This window comes from Spongiactinospora sp. 9N601, assembly GCF_044326295.1.
GTDB classification, from domain to species: Bacteria; Actinomycetota; Actinomycetes; order Streptosporangiales; family Streptosporangiaceae; genus Spongiactinospora; species Spongiactinospora gelatinilytica.
In genome coordinates, this window is sequence record NZ_JBIRBB010000023.1 from 18,684 (window position 1) to 38,273 (window position 19,590).

The following is a 19,590-nucleotide window of genomic DNA, read 5'->3' on the forward strand; positions in this document are numbered from 1 at the left end:
GTAAAGCCGTTGCGCTGACATGGCGTAGTGATAATGTAACTCTCCGTTGAGGGGGTTTGGGTCGCTCGCCTTCGGGCGGCTCGACCAAGAGGGGAGGTCACGTGACACGCTCGCCTGTCGTGCGGGGAGAGATGGCATTGCCGTTGCGCAGCGGTCGTGCGCGCGTGGCCTCCTCTGTTGAGGGTGTCGCATCCCCGGTCGGCCCGTTGGGGCGGCCGGGGGGTGCCTCCTTCGCCATCGCCTCGTCTGCCATGCCCTCGTTCACCCTCCTGCCCTTGTTCACTCTGATCGCAAGGGTGGCCGGGAGGGGCTTGGCCGGGCTTGGCCTGCTGGCCGCGGGGTGGCTGCTGGCCGTTCTGTTCGGCCTGCTCGGCGCCGCGCCCGCCAGTGCGGACACCTCCGTGTACGGCGAGACCGAGGGCGGTACGGAGACCTCGTATGCGCTCGGCGTCATGGCGGATCTCAATGCCGAGGCGATGGCAGGGCGTGGCGTTGACGGGCTGACCAGCCAATCGGAGCCCGCCCTCCCCACACCCATCACCGCCGACCACAACTCTGGCGCGGACGGATTCGTGCCCCAGAGCGGCGGTGGGGCCGGCCAGTTCGTGCCGGGCATGGGGGACCTCGCGCGGTCGGGTTTCGACCCGCAGCTCGCGATGTTGCGCGCTCCCATGGCGGGAGTGCTCCCCCCGGTCGTCCGCACAGCGGCGGACGAGCCTTCCTTCTCTCCTGACTAGCTCGCCCGTTCCGCACGGTTCGGCGATGGCCCGCCGCCATCGGGTGAGCCGTTTCGCGTCCGGGCGACACGTCGTCTCTTCTTCACTCCTCGCGACGGTTGAGGCCCCCGCTGTGCGGGTGCGCCACGGTTTCTCACCGTGCCATAGGTGCCTCTCCGCGCTGTAGCGCTGCCCGTTCCGCTCCTTGCCTCGCCGGTTCGTGTCGGCCGGGGACGAGCGAGTGCGGGCTGGTACCGAAGCGGTCCCGCATGGCCTCATCGCCATGTCGCGAGATGTCAGGTAATCCCCCTAGAACCACTAGGAGCATTGGTTATGCGTACGTGGGCCAAGGGCACGGCTCCTGCTGCACTACTCGCAGTGGCCGTGATGACCGTCGGCAGCGGTACGGCTGCCGCCGACACCGGCGGAAACGGTTCCGTCGGTGGCGGCAACCAGGTCAGCGCCCCGGTCAACCTTCCGATCGACATCAGTGGCAACGCCGTCGGCGTGCTCGGCGAGTCCTCGGCCGGCTCCCAGGGCGGGGCCACCGTGGTGAACGGCGGCAGCGGTACCGGCGGCAACCGCACCTCCGGTGATGGCAGTGTGCTCGGCGGCAACCAGATCGACGCCCCGATCAACGCGCCGATCAACGCCTGTGGCAACGCCATCGCCGTCCTGGGCGAGGCCGACGCCAACTGCAAGGGCGGCGCGACCGTGGTGAACCGCGGCCACGGGGCCGGTGGCGATCACACCTCCGGTGACGGCAGTGTGCTCGGCGGCAACCAGGTCGTCGCGCCCGTCACCGCCCCGCTGAACGCCTGCGGCAACGCGCTGGCGATCTTCGGCAACGCCACCGCCGGCTGCACCGGCGGAAGTACGGTGAAGAACTCCGGCGCGGGTGCCGGAGCCGGTGGCAACCGCACCTCCGGCGGCGGCAGTGTGCTCGGCGGCAACCAGGTCGTCGCGCCGATCAGCGCCCCGACCGACATCTGCGGCAACGCCGTGGCGGTGCTCGGCGGCGCCTTCGGGAGCTGCAAGGGCGGCGCGACCGTCATCAACGGCGGTCCGCACAGCCGGAACCACCACCATCACCGTACCGGGCCACATGGCTCGGCGGGCAACGACACCGACGGCCGGTTCGGCGTCGGCAGCGGCAACCAGCTCATCGCGCCGATCGACCTGCCCGTCGAGGTCTGCGGCAACGCGGTCGGCGGCGACGCGTCGGCGAACTGCAAGGGCGGCGCGACCGTCGTGAAGCGCGGGCGTGGTGCGGGTGGTAACCGTACGTCGGGGCAGGGCGGGGTGCTCGCGGGCAACCAGGCCGTGGCCCCGGTCACCGCGCCGATCGACATCTGCGGCAACGCGGTGGCTCTGCTCGGTGAGGCGTTCGCCGGTTGCAAGGGCGGCGCGACCGTCGTGAACGGCGGGCGTGGTGCGGGTGGTAACCGTACGTCGGGGCAGGGCGGGGTGCTCGCGGGCAACCAGGCCGTGGCCCCGGTCACCGCGCCGATCAACGTGTGCGGCAACGCCGCGGCCGTACTCGGCAAGGCCGCGGCCCAGTGCAAGGGCGGCGCGCACGTCTGGCCGGGTCGCGGCGGCGTCGGCGGGGGCGGTAACAGCACCTCGGGCGATGGCAGCGTGCTGGGCGGCAACCAGGTCGTGGCCCCGATCACCGCGCCCGCCAACATCTGCGGCAACGCGGTCGCCGTGCTGGGCGACGCCGCCGCGGGCTGCCTGGGCGGCTCCAAGGTCGGCGGTCCGGGTGGTCACCCCGGTGACCACTACGGGCGTCAGCACGTCCGGGGGCTCGCGCCGGTCGACGCGGAGGGCGTCGGGAGCGGCGGTACGGCGGGCGGCGACCTGCTGTCCACGCTCCCGGCCGCCCCCGCGCTGACCAAGACACCCGTCGTGTCGGACGTGACGGGCGGGACCGCGCTGCCCGGTGTCCGGGACGTCACCTCGCTGACCGGCCAGACGGAGGGCCTTGGCCTGCCTCCGGCGGTCGGTGACGTGACCAAGACGGAGGGCCTTGGGCTGCCTCCGGCGGCCGGCGACGCCACCAAGGCGCTGGGCGCGCCCGAACCGGGCGACCTGACCGGCCAGGCCACGCGCACGCTGGGGGTGCCGGACGCGGGTTCGGCGCTGTCCACGCTGCCGCAGTTGCCGGGTCTTCCGGTGCTGGCGGAGACCCCGGTCGGCAAGTCGCCGGCGGGCCAGGGTACGGCCGAGCAGGCGCCCGCCGGCAAGGGCGGTAAGGCCGGTAAGTCCGCTAGGAGCGGTAAGGCGGGCAAGGCCACCAGGAAGATGTCCTCCAGGCCGGTGCCCGGCGGGCGGGGCGATGACAGGCGCCGTCCGAAGGGCGGCGCGCTGTCGGTGGCCGAGCCGGCGACCGACCTGGTGGGCTCCACCCCGGCCGGGGGCGCGGTGCGCGACACCGCCGAAGGGCTGCCGGTCAAGGGGCTGCCGGTCAAGGGTCTGGGGGCCAATGGCCTGATGAGCGCCGAGCAGCCGCTCGGCGTGACCGGGATGAACTCCGGTGCCCTCGCAGCGCTGATGCTCGGCGCGATGTTCGCCCTGTCGGCGACGTTGCTCGCCGGCATCCGCCGCCTCCGCTTCGGCCGGAGGCCGTAGATCGTGATCGCCGTCGTCCGGGCGTCGACCGTCGACCGTGGTTGTCGGTCGCCTGGACGGCGGTGCGCGGTCTGCCCACGTGCCGTGTCGAACGGCAGGGTAGTCGGCGGCGACGAGGAGAAGGCACCGGTCGCTCCGTTCCGTGATCTGGGGCACGGCCGGAGCAGGTGAGAAAGCTTTGCCCGTTCCGGGGGCGTGGCCCGGGACGGGCAAAGCCGTATCCGGGGAAGTGCGTAGGGCGGGGGAGGGCGGCACCTTGGCGCGCCGACGGCACTTGAGAGCAAGGGCGGCGGCAGGGGCAGGGGCAAGGGCAGGGGCGGGGCCTCGGACAGGTGGGGACATATGGCGGTAAGACGGTAAGAAGAGGGGCGATGGCGGTCGCCCGAAAGGCTCCGGCCCCGTGGGGGATTGCGGTCATAGAGGTGGCCAGGGTTTGGAAGGTGGCCCTGGGCGAAGTGGCAGGGGCGGGCCCGCGCGGCGCGGAAAGTCCGAAGCCCGCGTGGGGCCGGGAACTCTCAGGCCGGGTGGCGGAGGCTGCGTCGCGGGAATTTCAGGCCGGGTGAAGGTTGTGTGGCTGAAGCTTCGGGCTGGGGAGCCGCAGTCTCCGGGAGGGGGAAGCGTGGCGGGGTGCCCGGAGGAGGGTCGCTGTCCGGCCGGAGTTTCAGGCCGGGGGAGGAGGCGGCGTCGCCGAGGTGTCAGGCCAGGGGAGCCTGCGTGGGCCGTGATTTCAGGCTGCGGGGCCGCCGGCTATGGGGAGAAGCGTGATGGGATGCCCGAAGGGGGAGGCTGCGCGGTCGTAGTTTCAGCCAGGAGGGGAAGGCTGGATGGACCGGAGTTTCGGTCTGTGGGGCCGCTGGCTCTGAGAGCCGATCACGGTGGAGTGCCCGGAGGGGGTGAAGGTGGCTGCGCGGCCGGATTTCGGGGCTGCGCGGGCCGGAGCTTCAGGCTGCGGGGCCGCCGGCTCTGCGGAGAAGCGTGGTGGGGTGCCTAGAGGGGGAGGCTGCGCGGCCGGGTTTCGCGGATAGGCGGCCTGGGCTGTGGGGCTGCTGGGTTTGGGAGGGGATACGTGGTTGGGGTGGCTGGAGAGGGGAGAGGGGTTTGGGAAGGGGGAGTCGGCATGCCTGAAGGTAGTGGTGTGTTATCCCCGGAGGTGGGATAAGTAAGTCCAAGAGGTCACATCGTGCGCATGACCCGTATGATCCTTCGGCGTAGCCGTACACGCCGGGAACCGTCGGGATACAGCCGCAGACGGTCGAGTTCCCAGTTTCCGTGCTCGGCGTGTTCGGTGAGAAGCTGCCGGGCGGCCTCTCGGGTGGTGCCGCGCGGGATGAACACGTGGAAGTAGGAGTAGTCAGGCGCAGCCATTAGTCTCCGAGGGTGGGCTAGACGACGAGGGCGCTCTCTGACCCTTATTCTGCGTCCTGGTGGGTGGACCTGGAAGGGAACGGGGGTAGCCCGGTAGCCCGTGGGGATGGGAAACCTGTGCGACGGGTTACCTTCGGGGGGAACCTAGAGAACAGCGAGGTAGGAAGCAGCGTGCCAGCGAACAACGGCAACTCCGCCGGGACCCGCCTGGTGATCGTCGAGTCGCCCGCGAAGGCGAAGACCATCGCCGGGTACCTGGGGCGCGGCTACGTCGTGGAGTCGAGCATCGGACACATCCGGGACCTGCCCGAGAAGGCGGACGACATCCCGGAGAAGTACAAGGGCGAGACGTGGGCGCGGCTCGGCGTCAACGTGGAGCATGAGTTCGAGCCGCTCTATGTCGTCAACCCTGACAAGAAGTCGCAGGTCTCGAAGCTGAAGCAGCTCCTCAAGGACGCCGACGAGCTCTACCTCGCGACCGACGAGGACCGCGAGGGCGAGGCCATCGCCTGGCACCTGCGCGAGGTGCTGAAGCCCAAGGTGCCGGTGCACCGGATGGTCTTCCACGAGATCACCCCGCAGGCGATCCGGGAGGCGGTGTCCAACCCGCGCGACCTCAACCTGCGGCTGGTGGACGCCCAGGAGACCCGGCGCATCCTCGACCGCCTCTACGGCTACGAGGTCAGCCCGGTGCTGTGGCGTAAGGTCAAGCCGCGGCTGTCGGCCGGGCGGGTGCAGTCGGTCGCGACGCGGCTGGTGGTGGAGCGCGAGCGGGACCGGATGGCGTTCACCGTCGCCCACTACTGGGACCTTTCGGCGCTGTTCGACACCGGCAAGAAGGAAGAGGACCCGCGTGCCTTCACCGCGGCCCTGTCCTCGGTGGACGGCCGGCGGGTCGCGCAGGGCCGCGACTTCGCGTCGACCGGCAGGCTGAAGAGCACCGACGTGCTGCACCTGGACGAGCGGGCGGCGGGCGAGCTGGCGGGCCGGCTGCGCGAGTCGGCGTTCGCGGTGTCGTCGGTCGAGCGCAAGCCGTACACCCGTAAGCCGTACGCGCCGTTCCGGACCACGACGCTCCAGCAGGAGGCCAGTCGCAAGTTAGGGTTCTCGGCCAAGTACACGATGCAGGTAGCGCAGCGTCTGTACGAGAACGGGTACATCACCTACATGCGTACCGACAGCATCACGCTGTCGGAGACCGCCGTGGCCGCGGCCAGGTCGCAGGCGATCAAGCTGTACGGCAAGGCTTACGTACCGGACAAGCCACGCTCCTATGCCAGCAAGGTGAAGAACGCCCAGGAGGCGCACGAGGCGATTCGCCCGGCCGGGGAGGAGTTCCGCACGCCCGGCGAGACCGGGCTGAACGGTGACATGTTCCGCCTGTACGAGCTGATCTGGCAGCGTACGGTCGCCTCGCAGATGAAGGACGCCACCGGCGAGTCGGTGTCGGTCAAGGTCACCGGCGAGTCCAGCACCGGGGAGCGGGTCGAGTTCAGCGCGACCGGGCGGACGATCACCTTCTACGGGTTCCTGCGGGCCTATGTGGAGGGCGCGGACGACCCGTCCACCGACCGCGACGACTCGGAGAAGCGGCTGCCCAACCTGGCCGAGGGCGACCGGCTGACGGTGAGCGAGCTGAACGTGCTGGCCCACGCGACCAAGCCGCCCGCGAGGTACACCGAGGCGTCGCTGATCAAGGAGCTGGAGGACCGGGAGATCGGCCGGCCCTCCACCTACTCCTCGATCATCGGGACGATCCTCGACCGCGGCTACGTCTTCAAGAAGGGCACCGCGCTGGTGCCGTCGTTCCTGGCGTTCGCCGTGGTCAACCTGCTGGAGCAGCACTTCGGCAACCTGGTCGACTACGACTTCACCGCCGAGATGGAGAAGGTCCTCGACGACATCGCCAACGACCGCGCGGAGCGGGTGCCCGAGCTGCGCAGGTTCTACTTCGGCGAGAACGGCGACGAGGGCCTGAAGGAGATGGTCACCGACCTGGGCGAGATCGACGCGAAGGAGATCAGTTCGTTCCCGATCAAGGGCACGGACATCGTCATCAGGGTCGGGCGATACGGGCCGTACCTGGACAGGGAGGGCGCTCGGGTCAACGTGCCGGAGGACCTCGCGCCCGACGAGCTGACCGCGGAGAAGGCCGAGGAGCTGTTCGCGCAGCCGAGCGGTGACCGCGAACTGGGCACGGACCCGGAGACCGGGCGGCTGATCGTCGCGAAGTCGGGGCGGTTCGGGCCGTACGTCACCGAGGTGATCCCCGAGCCGGAGGAGCCGGCGGAGGGCGCGAAGAAGTCCAGGAAGAAGGACGTGGTCAAGCCGCGTACCGGCTCGCTGTTCAAGTCGATGAGCCTGAACACGGTCACGCTGGACGACGCGCTCAAGCTGCTGTCGCTGCCGCGCGTGCTGGGTGAGATCGACGGCCAGGAGGTCACCGCGCAGAACGGGCGGTACGGGCCTTATGTGAAGAAGGGCACCGACTCGCGGTCACTGGCGGCCGAGGAAGACCTGTTCACGGTGACGCTGGAGCAGGCCAAGGAACTGCTCGCGCAGCCCAAGCAGCGGGGGAGGGGGCGGGCCGCCGCCGCGCCGCCGCTGCGTGAGCTGGGCGATGACCCCAGCTCCAAGAAGCCGGTGGTGGTGAAAGAAGGGCGGTTCGGGCCGTACGTGACCGATGGTGAGACCAACGCCTCGCTGCGCAAGGGCGACGCGGTGGAGAGCATCACCATCGAGCGCGCCGCCGAACTGCTCGCCGAGCGCCGTGCCCGCGGCCCGGCCCCGAAGCGCCCCCGCGCCAAGGCGGGCGCGAGCAAGACCTGACCATCCGGCCGCGGCCCATCGAGCATCCGGCCGCGGCCGGCGAGGCGCCCGGCCGTACCGCGTGAAGCGCCCGGCCCTGGCCCGTGGAGCGCCCGGCCCGTACCGCGTGAAGCGCCCGGCCGCGGCCCATGACGGCCTCTGCCCCGGCCGCGGCCGGGGCAGGGTTCGCCGTACGGCCGGTGGGTTGTCGCCTTGTGTACGGCGGGCGCTTCGCCGCGCGTAAACGACGCCGCCGATCCTTGGGCTACCTGCGAATGGGCGCCGGCGGGCCCGTCTGAGAAATCTCTCAGGCGGACCCGCGCACATGATCAATCGTGCTCATAGCATGCAGGGCAGTTCACATACCGGCAGCACAGATCCCCCCGCCGGCCCGCCGGTGCCGGCCGACAACAGATGTGGAGTGGCCGTGGGGTTCGTCGTGACGGGCGCGGTCGTGGCGGCCGTGGTCCACTCCTACCTGTGGTGGCGGCTGGTTCGCGGGACCACCCGCCCAGGTGGGCGCATGCGCCGGGTGCTGACCTGGTGCCTGATCGTGCTGGGCGTGCTCGTCCCGCTCTCGATGGGCCTCCAGCGCCTGATCGCCGGATCGTGGCTGGCCTGGCCGGGCTACATGTGGATCGCGATCATGTTCTACCTGGCCGTGTACCTGGTGCTGCTGGAGATCCCCCGGGCCGTGGCCGGGCTGGTACTGCGGCGCGGATCCCAGACCGTGGCCGCCGCCCCGACGCCCGCCGTACCGGCGACCGTGGGCGCACCCACAGCATCCACAGCATCCACAGCATCCACAGCACCGGCGGCGTCGGCGGCCCCGGTAGCGCCGCCCGAGCCCCCCACCAGGGCGGACGGGATGGACCGGCGGCTCTTCCTGGGCCGTACCGCGGCCACGGTGGCCGGCGTCGGGGCGCTGGCGACCGTCGGTTACGGGATGCGCTCGGCGCTCGGCGACCCCGTGATCGAGCGCGTCGCGGTCACCCTGCCCAAACTCGACCCCCGGATGGACGGCCTGCGCTTCGCCGTGGTGAGCGACATCCACATCGGCCCGCTGACCGGCCGGGCGCACACCGAGCGCATCGTACGGATGATCAACGAGCTGGAGGCCGACGTCGTCGCGATCGTCGGCGACATGGTGGACGGCACGGTCGCCGAACTCGGCTCGCAGGCCCGCCCGCTCCGCTCCCTCGAATCCCGCTACGGGGCATATTTCGTGACCGGCAACCACGAGTACTACACGCCGAACGGCGCCGCCGAGTGGATCGAGGAGGTGCGCGACCTCGGCGTACGCCCGCTGCAGAACGAGCGCGTGGAGATCGCGCACGGCGGCGCCGTACTCGACCTGGCCGGGGTCAACGACCTCGGCGGCGCGGCGCAGGGCCAGGGCCCCGACTTCGCCGCCGCGCTCGCCGGCCGGGACGCCGCGCGCCCCGCCGTACTGCTCGCGCACCAGCCCCGCCAGATCGCCGAGGCCGCCCGGCACGGCATCGACCTGCAACTGTCCGGGCACACGCACGGCGGCCAGATGGTGCCGTTCAACCTGGTCGTGCCGCTACAGCAGCCGGTGGTCAGGGGGCTGGCCACGGTGGACGGCACGCCGATCTACGTCACGCGCGGGGCCGGGTACTGGGGGCCGCCGGTACGCGTGGGCGCACCGCCGGAGATCACCATACTGAGCGTCCACGCACCCCGATAAGCCCTGACAAGCCCTGACAAGCCCAAATAAGCCCCGGGAAGCCTCGACAAGCACCGGGAAGCCTCGACAAGCCCAGATATTTCGGCAGGGGGACCTAATCACCGTCTGATACCTGCGCCGGGGACCTCCCGGGTACTACTCTCAGGCGTCGAGCGGACGGGTCATTCCGGGCGGCTCAACTACATCCCCTGCCGAGCGAGCACCTGGATACGCTGAACACTATGACCACCCCTGGCCCTGGCCCCGGCCCCGCCCGCGCAGTGTCGCGACGCAAGCCCCCGCATGTGCTGGCCAATGCCCGGTTCCGCCGTCTTTGGATGGCCATGTCGGTGTGCAGCCTGGGCGACTGGCTGAACATCATCGCGCTGACCGCCCTGGCCGGCAATCTCACCCAGGGGTCGGGCTACCAGACGCAGAGCCTGGCCATCGGCGGCGTGTTCGTCGCCAAGATGCTGCCCGCGATCCTGCTGGGCCCGCTGGCCGGGGCGGTGGCCGACCGGTTCGACCGGCGGCTCGCGATGGTGGCCGCCGACCTGCTGCGGTTCGCGCTGGTGGTGTCCATCCCGGTGGTCATGCTGGTGTCCACGCCCTCGCCGGGCACCTACCAATGGGTGATCATCGTCACGCTGCTGGTCGAGTGCGTGAACCTGTTCTGGGTCCCGGCCAAGGACGCCACCGTGCCCAACCTGGTGCCGAAAGACCGGCTGGAGGAGGCCAACCAGCTCAACCTGCTGGTCACGTACGGCACCGCCCCGGTGGCCGCCGCGCTCTTCGCGCTGCTGGCCCTGCCCGCCGACCTGCTGCGCGGCGTCGTACCGATCCTCGCCGACGACCCGGCCCGCCTGGCGCTGTTCATCAACGCCGCCGTCTACCTGGTCTCGGCGTTCCTGATCTTCACGCTCCCCGACTTCCCGAAGAACCACACCGGCATTTCCACGCCGTCCGTGCTCCGCCAGATCGGCGAGGGCTGGCGGTTCGTCGGGGCCAGCCCCATCGTGCGCGGCCTGGTCATCGGCATGGCCGGCGCGTTCGCGGCGGGCGGCGCGGTGATCGGCGTGGCCAGGGTCTACGTGGTGAAGGGCCTCGGCGGCGGCGACGCGGCCTACGGCACCGTGTTCGGCGCGGTGTTCGTCGGCATGGCCTGCGGCATGTTCTTCGGACCCCGGCTGATGCGCGAGCTGTCCAGGCGGCGGCTGTTCGGGCTGGCCATCGTGGCGGCGGGGGCGGTGCTCGCGGCCACCGCACTGATCCACAACCTGGTGCTCGTGGTGCTGCTGACCGTGCTGCTCGGCGCGTGCGCGGGCATCGCGTGGATCATCGGCTACACGCTCATCGGCCTTGAGGTCGAAGACCAGTTGCGCGGGCGCACGTTCGCGTTCCTGCAGTCGCTGGCCCGCGTGGTGCTGCTGCTCGTGGTGGCCGTCGCGCCCACCCTGGCCGGACTGTACGGCGAGCGTGACATCAAGCTCGGCCCCAACGTCGACTACTCCTTCGACGGCTCCAACCTGGTGCTGCTGATCGGGGCGGTGCTGGCCACGGTCGTCGGCGTCGTGGCGCTGCGCCAGATGGACGACCGCAAGGGCGTCCCCATCGCGACCGACCTGCTGGCCGCGCTGCGCGGGCATCGGTACGCGCCGGACGAGCCCGAGCGTCCGCGCGGCATCTTCATCGCGTTCGAGGGCGGCGAGGGCTCCGGCAAGACCACCCAGTCCAGGCTGCTCGCGATCTGGCTGCGCGACCAGGGGTTCGACGTGGTGCAGACCCGCGAGCCGGGGTCCACCAAGGTCGGCATGCGGCTGCGCGCGATCCTACTGGACGCCGCCCACCAGGGCCTTTCCCCGCGCTCGGAGGCGCTGCTGTACGCCGCGGACCGCGCCGAGCACGTGGAGAAGGTCATCATGCCCGCGCTGACCCGTGGCGCGGTGGTGGTGACCGACCGATACGTCGACTCCTCGCTGGCCTACCAGGGCGCCGGCCGTTCGCTCGACCGGGCCGAGGTGGTCAGGCTGAACGGCTGGGCCACCGGCGGCCTGGTCCCCGACCTCACCGTGCTGATCGACGTGCCGCCGTCGGTCGGGCTGACCAGGTTCGCCTCGCCGGCCGACCGGATCGAGTCCGAGCCGCTGGAGTTCCATGAGCGGGTGCGGCGGGAGTTCCGGGCGCTGGCGGCGGCCGAGCCCGACCGGTACGTCGTGATCGACGGCACGCTGACGCAGGCGGAGGTCAACCGGCTGATCCAGGACCGGGTCCGGGAGATCCTGCCCGACCCCGTTCCACACGACTCCGAAGACTCAACGGGCACGATGCCCGCGATCCGCGACTAACCTTTGATGCTGTGAGCGTCTTCGACGATCTCGTGGGCCAGGAGCGGGCCGCCGCCGTGCTCGTGCAGGCGGCCTCCGCCGCGGCCGAAGCCGTCGCGGGCGGGCGCGGCGCGGGGATGACGCACGCCTGGTTGTTCACCGGCCCGCCCGGCTCCGGCAGGTCCACCGCGGCCAGGGCGTTCGCCGCCGCGCTGCTCTGCCCCGACCGCGGCTGCGGCCACTGCGACCTGTGCCACCAGGTGGCCATCGGCTCACACCCCGACCTGGAGTCCGTCCGCCCCCAGGGCCTGTCCTACAGCGTCAAGCAGACCCGCGAGCTGATCCTGCGCGCCGCTGGGGCCCCGACGCTCGGCCGGTGGCGGGTCGTGCTGTTCGAAGACGCCGACCGCACCACGGAGGCGGCGGCCAACGCGCTGCTCAAGGCCATCGAGGAGCCGCCGCCGCGTACGGTGTGGCTGCTCTGCTCGCCCGCGCCCGACGACATGGTGACCACCATCCGCTCCCGGTGCCGGCTGATCACGCTGGTCACCCCGTCGGCCGCGGCGGTGGCCAATGTGCTGGCCACCCGCGACTCGGTGCCGCCCGCGCTGGCCGAGTTCGCCGCGCGGGCCGCCCAGGGCGACATCGAGCGGGCCCGCAGGCTGGCGCTCGACGAGGAGACCAGGCGGCGCCGCGAGGCGGTGCTGTCGATCCCGGTGTCGCTGTCCGGCGTCGGCGAGTGCATCTCGGCGGCCGAGCGGCTGGTCAAGACCGCCGAAGAGGAGGCCGCGGCGGCGACGGCCGAGCTGAACGAGACGGAGACCACGGAGCTGCGGAAGGCGTACGGCGAGGGCTCGTCCGGCAAGGGGCTCAACAAGGGGCTGGTGCGCGGCGGCGCGGGGGCGCTGAAGGAGCTGGAGGACCGGCAGAAGTCCCGGGCGACCCGGATCAAGCGCGACACTTTGGACGTGGCGCTGCTGGAGCTGGTGGCGTTCTACCGTGACGTGCTGGCCGTGCAGCTCGGGGCCGGGGTGGTGCTCGCGAACGAAGACCGCCGCGCCGACATCGACGACCTGGCCCGTACCACGACGGCGGAGCGCTCGCTGCGCCGGATCGACGCGATCATGCGCTGCCGGGAACGGCTGGCCGCCAACGTCAACCCGCAGATCGCGGTCGAGGCCATGACGCTCGCCCTGCGTCCATAGACCATGGATGCGTCCATAGATGCGCCCATAGGCTCGGATGAGACCGGCGCGTAGGGTGGGCCGCGTAGGCTGGCATGGCGGCAAGCCTACGCATGAGGAGGCGAGCACGACTCCATGGGCATGATCATGGCGGTCAGCTTCACCCGTTACGGGCGGCTCTACTACCTTGATCCCGGCGGGCACACGCCCAAGGTCGGCGACAAGGTGTTGGTACCGACCGACTCTGGGCCGGAGGTCGCCGAGTGCGTCTGGGCGCCGCAGTGGGTGAGCGAGGAGATCGACGGCCTGCCGGTGTGCGCCGGGCTCGCGCAGGAGGAGCACCTCGGCCGCGACGAGGCCAACCGCAAGCGCCGCGCCGAAGGGCGCAGCGTGGCCAAGCGGTTGATCAGACGCCACGACCTGCCCATGAAGGTGGTCGGCATCGACTATCTCGACGGTGACAATGTCTTCACCGTCTACTTCTCCGCCCCGCACCGGGTCGACTTCCGCGCGCTGGTCCGCGACCTGGCCCGCAACCTGCGCGCCCGCGTCGAACTCCGGCAGATCGGCCCGCGCGACGAGGCCCGGCTACAGGGCGGCATCGGGCCGTGCGGGCGCGATCTGTGCTGCGCGACCTTCCTGAAGGACTTCGAGCCGGTTTCGGTGCGGATGGCCAAGGATCAGGACCTTCCGGTCAATCCCCTGCGGATCGCCGGGGCGTGCGGGCGGCTGATGTGCTGCCTGAAGTACGAGCACCCGCTGTACGTCAAGGCGCACGAGAAGATGCCGCGGCTCGGGCTCAAGGTGGACACGCCGGAGGGGGCGGGCACGGTGATCGGGCGCAATGTGCCGTCCGACTCGGTCGTGGTCCGCCTCGACGACGGCGGACGGCGCTGCGCGTGCCCGTCCGCGTCGGTCTGCTCGCCGCGCAAGCAGCACGACGCCCTGTACAGCGCCGGCGGCGGCGATGCCTAGGACACGCCGGTGGCGTGTACTGGCGCTGGCCCTACTCCTGGGCGCGGTGGCCGCCTGCTCCGGCCAGAAGGGCGCTGAGCCCTCGCCTGGCGCGTCTGACGGGCGCGCCGCGGCCCCTCCTGGCGAGCGCGCGCCGACTCCCGCCCTGCAGCCCTACTACGGCCAGCGGCTGGACTGGTCAGAGTGCGGCGACGGCTTCGAGTGCGCCAAGCTCCAGGTACCGCTCGACTACGGCAAGCCGGGCGGCGAACGCATCCAGATCAGCGTGAACCGGCTGCGTACCGAGGACCAACGGCAGCGGATCGGTGCGATCCTCCTCAACCCCGGCGGACCTGGAGCATCCGGGCTCAACTACGCACGGGCCGCCACGTCGGTGCTGACCCCGCAGGTACGCGACCGGTTCGACGTGATCGGCTTCGACCCGCGCGGCGTCGGCGAATCCACCCCGATTCGGTGCCTTTCCACCGAACGCCTCGACGCCTACCTCTCGCTCGACAACACCCCCGACTCGGGCGCCGAGACCGGCGCGCTGGAGCAGGGCGCCCGGCGGTTCGGGGCCGGGTGCCAGGCCGGCTCCGGCAGGCTCCTGCCGCACATCGGCACGGTCAACGCCGCCCGCGACATCGACATCCTGCGCGCCGCGCTCGGCGAGCCGGGGCTGACCTACCTGGGCAAGTCCTACGGCACGTACCTCGGCGCGGTGTACGCCGACCTGTTCCCCAAACGGGTACGCGCCCTCGTACTGGACGGCGCGGTCGATCCCTCGCTCACCCCGATCGAGACGAACCTCACCCAGGCGGCGGGCTTCGAGGTCGCGATGCGGGCGTTCATCGAGGACTGCTTCAAGCAGGCGAACTGCCCGTTCCAGGACCACCGCGTCGAGACGGCACTCGCCCAGGTCGAGGACCTGCTCCGCCGTACCGACCGGACACCGCTGACCAACGCCACCAGCGACGGCCGGCAGGTCACCGAGGCATGGACCTCCCTGGGCGTCATCACCCCGCTCTACGACAAACGCTCCTGGGCCACCCTCCGGCAGGCGCTGACGTCGGCCTTCAAGGGCGACGGCACCGAACTGCTGCAACTGGCCGACATCCTGATCGACCGCCGCCAGGACGGCACGTACTCCAACCAGACCGAGGCCAACATGGCGATCAACTGCGTGGACGGCGAGTTCCCCTCCTCCGTCGCCGCCTACCGCAAGGCCGCCGACCAGGCCGCCGACCGCGCCCCACGCTTCGGCGAGGCGGTCATGTGGGGTTCCCTGCCCTGCGCCTTCTGGCCCGCCTCCGCCACCCCGATCCCCGCCCCCCTCGACGCCAGAGGCGCCCCACCCATCCTCGTCATCGGCACCGAACGCGACCCGGCCACCCCCTTCCGCTGGTCCAAGGCCCTGGCCGCCCAACTCTCCTCAGGCGTCCTGCTCGGCTACAACGGCGACGGCCACACCGCCTACCTCACCGGCTCCAACTGCATCAACAACGCCGTCGACGCCTACCTCCTCACCACCCGCCCCCCACCCAAGGGCACCCACTGCCCCTCCTGAAGGCACACGAACCGCCCCGATGCCTGTAGACTCTTCCATGCCACGCGCTCGCGCATGTGGCATGCCGCCTTAGCTCAGTCGGCCAGAGCGACGCACTCGTAATGCGTAGGTCAAGGGTTCGATTCCCTTAGGCGGCTCTCACTCCACCAGGGCATCCCTAGATCATCGGGGATGCCCTTTTGATCTTCCGTCTCAATTTCCGCCTCACTTCCCCCAAAGCGTCTTGCCCATCCGCTGCGCGGCGTCCTGCGCCAGGGGCGACGCAACGTGACTGTAGCCGCGGGTGACCCGGATGTCGGAGTGCCCGAGCATCTCCTGGACCACGGACAGCGCGATCCCCGACTCCAGCGCCAGCGTGGCCGCCGTGTGCCGCTGGGCGTGCAGTGAGGTGCCCCGCGTTCTCCGGACAGCTTCCTGATGATCAGTTCATGACGCGAGCTGCCGGCTCAGGTACTCATGGCGCACCTCAAGCGGTGAACCTGTCGCGGATCACCACCTCCTCCAGCACCGCGTTGCAGGCGTCGCAGAACACCGCGGTGTCCGAGCAGAACATGGACGACACGCTGCTCACCATCGACGTGCAGACCAACGCCGGTCAGCAGACGCTCTCGCGTCAGTCGATCGAGCGCGGGACCGGGATCGAGCCGGTCGTGCTGGATGACCTGTTCCGCCGGTACGCGACCACGCTGGACTCCACGCTGATCAACCAGGCCACCACCGGCTGACGAACGTGGCCACCGCGGTGGCCTACACCGACGCCTCACCGACCGCGGCCGAGGCGTACCCGAAGATCACCGAAGGGGTGGCGGGGGTGGAGTCGGCGCTGCTGGACATGGCGTCCGGCGACAACATCGCGGTCATGCGCTCGCGCCGGTGGTACTGGCTGCAGAACGCGATGGGCTCCACCTGGCCGATGATCTCCCAGCCGGGGATCGTCGTGCAGACCCTCGGCACGAACTTCGCCGAAGCCTACGGCCGGGGCGTGCGCGGCGTGCTGCCGAACGGAACGCCGGTGATCGTGGACAACAACATCGCCACCAACCTGGGTGCGGGCACCAACGAGGACGAGATCTACCTCGTGGACCGCATGGAGTGCCACCTGTGGGAGGACTCGGCGGCGCCGATGTTCATCCGCGCCGAGCAGCCGCACGCCGCCAGCTTGGGTGTGCTGCTGGTGGTGTACGGCTACTTCGCCTACACCCACGCCCGGTACACCCAGGCCCGCAAGATCGCCGGTACCGGCCTGATCACGCCGACGTTCACCGGCGTGTGACAGCCCCCCGGGGCCCGCCCATCCTCGCCGCGGCGGGCCCGGGCCTACCGGAGAAGGGAACAGGCTATGACCGACGAGATGACCGGCGACCCGATGATCGCCGCGCTGCTGCGCCAACGCGACGGCTACGTGCAGCGCGGCCTGGCCGACCGGGTGGCCCAGGTCGATGAACAGCTCACGCTGCGCGGCCACACCCCGCCGAAGACCTTGCCCGCGCCGGGCGGGCAGCAGGAGGGCGCCGCGCGCTCGACGCCGCCCAAGGGCCGCGCCCGGCCACGCAAGGACGCCACGTCGGGGGTGATGGTCATCCCGGACCGATGGTCGAGGTCCAGCGGCCTCGCCGTAGCGTGATCATGCCCTCCGGGCTGATGGTGGCCTCCGCGCCCCGGAACGGCAGTTCGCCATGCCGGACCCAGTAGTCCCGTACTTGGTCCAGGTAGTCCCACAGGCGACGCGAGCCGCCTTGGTGGACGGGTCCAACGATCAAACCCCAAACGAGTCACGGTCTAAGCAGATCATCTAGATCACGCTGGGTACGCAGGGTTTCGGGATGCGTGCGACCCAATGCGCGGAGCCGACCGGCGAGCGTCGTCTTGAGTTCGTGCCTGCCGCGCTCCGTCTCACCCCGATGGCACAGCAGCGTAGCCAGTGTGTGGCGGGTTCTCAGCGTGGCGGGATGGTCTGGGCCGAGAAGGCGCAGTTGGGCGTCCAGGACCTGCTCGCAGAGTTGCGCCGCGGACGCATGGTCGCCCTGACCAGCCAGGGCGACCGCGAGGCTGTGCCGCGTCCAGAGAGTATCGGGATGGTCAGGAGGCAGGGCGTCTCCTCGGATGGCCAGCACATATTCGAGGAGCCGACGAGCGCTGGCGTACTCTCCTTGAGTGCTCTGCAGCACGGCGAGGCTGTGCTGGGTCCACAGCGTGTCGGGGTCGTCGTTGCCCAATCTAAGCTGTTGCGCCTGGAGCACTTGCCGATAGAAGCGCTCCGCCTCGGCGTGCGCGCCTCGGTCGACCAGCAGCGAGGCGAGGTTGCGCAACGTCCACAACGTCGCCTTGTGTTCAGCGCCGAGAGTGCGTCGCTGGGCGACCGCCACCTTCCGGTAAAGCTGCTCGGCGCGTTCGTACTCACCCAGCCGATGCAAGATGGTCGCATGACCGTGCTGGAGGCTCAGCAGAGCAGGATCAGCTTTCGGCAGGCGGGCGGTGGCGGCCAGGGCCCGTTCGGCGAGCTGATGCGCCGCCAGGAAGGAGCCGCTCAGTTTCAGCATTCGCATGACCCCCGTGGCCGCTTCGGCCATGAGGCGCAATTGCCGGCGGTCGGGACTTTCCATACGCTCCAAAAGAACTCGCAGATGACGGTCGAGCAGCGCCCAGACCGGCCATTGGTCCGGGCGCTCTGCGTCGAGTGTCTGTGAAGCGGTGTGCAGGAGGGTGAGAGCCTTGCTCTGCGCGTGGGCTGCCTTGGGGGTCGAGGCTCTGATCGTCTCGGCGACCACAGGATGAAGGCGCATACCGGATACGTTCTCCTCCTCGATGAAGTCGATGACGCTGACTCGTCGCAGTGCCGCGCGGGCTGAGATTGCGTCATCAATGGTGCAGCGGGGTAACTGTCCCGCCAGCGATTCCGGCGCTATCACGATCTCGGGAATGGTGTGACCGCCGAACTGGGCCAGGACCCGGATGAGCGTCGTGGCTGTCTTAACGCCCTGCCGTTCCAGTGTTTCCAGAGACAGTTGCCATGTTCGGGATACGAGTTCGCGGTCGGAGACGTTGTGACCGAGCCTGGAGCCTCGGCTCAGCGTGCCGAGGAGGTCGGAGGCCAGCGCTTGACGGTAGGAGGTGAAGGTGTCATAGCGGGCGTGGGATGACCCGATATAGCTGCCTGCGAGATGCAGGGCCAGCGGGAGATGATGCAGGTCACGGGCCAGGTCGTCGGCGCATCGGGGATCGGATGCCCTCGGTGCGAGGTCGCGCAGCACGTCAGCGGCGGCGTCCTGCACCAGACGTTCAACGTCGTGGAGCCGACACAGCGGCCCCCACGTCCTGTAGTCGCGGTCACGCGAAGTGACGACAATCATGCATGCGCGGGTCGCGCGCACCCATCCGTTGCCGTCGGCCACCCGTCCGTCCGTGAGTGCCAGAGTCTGCTGAGGGTCGTCGGCGTTGTCGAGGACGAGCAGCGGCGGCGCGGACAAGTCCTTGCGCTCCAGCGCCTTCCAAAACACATCGCACGCGTTCCGTTTGCCCATGAGCGCCTCTTTGACCAACCCGTCGGGCACGTCGAGATCGTCCTGAGCGGCCTGCAACAATAAGCTAGTGAGCTGGGCCTGATCGCTGGCATCCGCCCACCACACAAGGTGTCCTGCTTCCGCCAGGTCGGCCGCCAGACGCAGCGCGATCGTCGTCTTCCCGGAGCCGCCCAGTCCCACCAGCACATGAACGCGAGGGTCACGTGCACGTGCCGACTCCCGCAGTTCCCTCAGCGTCTCATCCCGCCCCAGCACCCGGAGAGGAAGCCTTCCGACTGGAGCGTGCGTGGTCATGAAAACGTAACCCGGCTCGTCATGTTGCGAGTCTCGGACAGCCGCATCGGTGGCGTCTCGGGCGGTGCGCCGCCGCCGCCGCGCCAGAATCGACAGTATCGCCAATGGGAGCGCGGCCAGACTGGCCAGTGCTCCGATTGCCTCCCAAGGCATGCCTCCACGATAGGGAAGAGAAGGCTGCGTCGGCCCCGGAACCCTCCGTCTGATTTGGCAGATGTGAACCGCTCCGACTTCCTTACAGACCCTGAAGTCAGCATGATCGTGCTGGTGGAAGGGATAATCACTCGCGATGCCAGCCCCGTAAGCGCAGGAAGTATCCGCAGGAAGTGCGCGAATGCTGGACGAACTCTGCATCTGGGGCGAGCCGGCTGGTCCGCGGTGCGCGATCGATCGATTCCGTCGGCGTGCGCGCGATGAAGGGCGGACCTGACGGGTTCGAATCGGCTTGCCAACGTCCATGACAGCCAGGCGGCATGTGCGTCCTGTCCAGGTTCCTGCTTTTGGTGTCGGTTTGCCGCCGATGAGCTGGGTCGTCGTGA

Annotated in this window: 14 protein-coding genes and 1 tRNA gene; 12 read left to right on the forward strand and 3 right to left on the reverse strand. The window is 70.1% G+C overall.

Features of this window, described 5'->3' with window-relative positions; genetic code table 11:
• The first annotated feature begins 275 nt into the window (after positions 1–275).
• Positions 276–737, forward strand: coding sequence for a hypothetical protein (locus ACH34R_RS38475; protein WP_397566526.1), 462 nt, complete (start codon positions 276–278; stop codon positions 735–737).
• A 312-nt stretch (positions 738–1,049) separates the two neighbouring features.
• A complete protein-coding gene (locus ACH34R_RS38480) occupies positions 1,050–3,347 on the forward strand; it encodes a chaplin family protein (RefSeq protein WP_397566527.1) in 2,298 nt (765 codons plus the stop codon).
• A 1,173-nt stretch (positions 3,348–4,520) separates the two neighbouring features.
• On the opposite strand, the gene ACH34R_RS38485 is transcribed toward ACH34R_RS38480, so the two are convergent.
• Positions 4,521–4,712, reverse strand: a complete 192-nt coding sequence (locus tag ACH34R_RS38485; RefSeq protein WP_397566528.1) for a DUF5703 family protein — start codon at positions 4,710–4,712, stop codon at positions 4,521–4,523.
• 171 nt (positions 4,713–4,883) lie between these two features.
• On the opposite strand from ACH34R_RS38485, the gene topA reads away from it, so the two are divergent.
• From topA to ACH34R_RS38520, 7 genes are all read left to right on the forward strand, one after another.
• A complete protein-coding gene (gene topA / locus ACH34R_RS38490; protein WP_397566529.1) occupies positions 4,884–7,541 on the forward strand; it encodes a type I DNA topoisomerase in 2,658 nt (885 codons plus the stop codon).
• A gap of 406 nt (positions 7,542–7,947) precedes the next feature.
• A complete protein-coding gene (locus tag ACH34R_RS38495) occupies positions 7,948–9,228 on the forward strand; it encodes a metallophosphoesterase (RefSeq protein ID WP_397566530.1) in 1,281 nt (426 codons plus the stop codon).
• A gap of 221 nt (positions 9,229–9,449) precedes the next feature.
• Positions 9,450–11,552 carry a dTMP kinase gene (gene tmk / locus ACH34R_RS38500; protein WP_397566531.1) on the forward strand — a complete coding sequence of 701 codons (2,103 nt, stop codon included), beginning with the start codon at positions 9,450–9,452 and terminating at the stop codon, positions 11,550–11,552.
• Positions 11,553–11,563: 11 nt separating this feature from the next.
• Positions 11,564–12,736 carry a DNA polymerase III subunit delta' gene (locus ACH34R_RS38505; RefSeq protein ID WP_397566532.1) on the forward strand — a complete coding sequence of 391 codons (1,173 nt, stop codon included), beginning with the start codon at positions 11,564–11,566 and terminating at the stop codon, positions 12,734–12,736.
• Positions 12,737–12,850: 114 nt separating this feature from the next.
• A complete protein-coding gene (locus ACH34R_RS38510) occupies positions 12,851–13,690 on the forward strand; it encodes a stage 0 sporulation family protein (RefSeq protein ID WP_397566533.1) in 840 nt (279 codons plus the stop codon).
• The gene (locus ACH34R_RS38515; protein WP_397566534.1) at positions 13,683–15,236 is read left to right on the forward strand and encodes an alpha/beta hydrolase; all 1,554 of its coding nucleotides are present in this window, start codon (positions 13,683–13,685) and stop codon (positions 15,234–15,236) included. The genes ACH34R_RS38510 and ACH34R_RS38515 overlap by 8 nt, the downstream gene beginning before the upstream one ends.
• 63 nt (positions 15,237–15,299) lie before the next feature.
• A tRNA-Thr gene (locus ACH34R_RS38520) sits at positions 15,300–15,373 on the forward strand.
• Positions 15,374–15,440: 67 nt separating this feature from the next.
• Here the strand turns inward: ACH34R_RS38520 and ACH34R_RS38525 are convergent.
• Positions 15,441–15,620 carry a tyrosine-type recombinase/integrase gene (locus ACH34R_RS38525; RefSeq protein ID WP_397566651.1) on the reverse strand — a complete coding sequence of 60 codons (180 nt, stop codon included), beginning with the start codon at positions 15,618–15,620 and terminating at the stop codon, positions 15,441–15,443.
• An 89-nt stretch (positions 15,621–15,709) separates the two neighbouring features.
• Between ACH34R_RS38525 and ACH34R_RS38530 the strand changes: the two genes are divergently transcribed.
• From ACH34R_RS38530 to ACH34R_RS38540, 3 genes are all read left to right on the forward strand, one after another.
• Complete coding sequence (locus ACH34R_RS38530) at positions 15,710–15,961, forward strand: hypothetical protein (RefSeq protein ID WP_397566535.1); 252 nt, start codon at positions 15,710–15,712, stop codon at positions 15,959–15,961.
• Between the two features lie 5 nt (positions 15,962–15,966).
• Entirely contained in the window at positions 15,967–16,509 is a 543-nt protein-coding gene (locus tag ACH34R_RS38535) for a hypothetical protein (protein ID WP_397566536.1), read from the forward strand.
• A 66-nt stretch (positions 16,510–16,575) separates the two neighbouring features.
• A complete protein-coding gene (locus ACH34R_RS38540; protein ID WP_397566537.1) occupies positions 16,576–16,860 on the forward strand; it encodes a hypothetical protein in 285 nt (94 codons plus the stop codon).
• 148 nt (positions 16,861–17,008) lie between these two features.
• Here ACH34R_RS38540 and ACH34R_RS38545 read toward each other — a convergent pair whose 3' ends face one another.
• Complete coding sequence (locus tag ACH34R_RS38545) at positions 17,009–18,943, reverse strand: tetratricopeptide repeat protein (RefSeq protein ID WP_397566538.1); 1,935 nt, start codon at positions 18,941–18,943, stop codon at positions 17,009–17,011.
• Positions 18,944–19,590 lie beyond the last annotated feature (647 nt).

Coding starts and splice junctions, on each gene's coding strand:
- ACH34R_RS38510 (WP_397566533.1), top strand. CDS start 12,851: ATGGGCATGATCATGGCGGTCAGCTTCACCCGTTACGGGCGGCTCTAC.
- ACH34R_RS38480 (WP_397566527.1), top strand. CDS start 1,050: ATGCGTACGTGGGCCAAGGGCACGGCTCCTGCTGCACTACTCGCAGTG.
- ACH34R_RS38515 (WP_397566534.1), top strand. CDS start 13,683: ATGCCTAGGACACGCCGGTGGCGTGTACTGGCGCTGGCCCTACTCCTG.
- ACH34R_RS38485 (WP_397566528.1), bottom strand. CDS start 4,712: ATGGCTGCGCCTGACTACTCCTACTTCCACGTGTTCATCCCGCGCGGC.
- tmk (WP_397566531.1), top strand. CDS start 9,450: ATGACCACCCCTGGCCCTGGCCCCGGCCCCGCCCGCGCAGTGTCGCGA.
- ACH34R_RS38540 (WP_397566537.1), top strand. CDS start 16,576: ATGACCGACGAGATGACCGGCGACCCGATGATCGCCGCGCTGCTGCGC.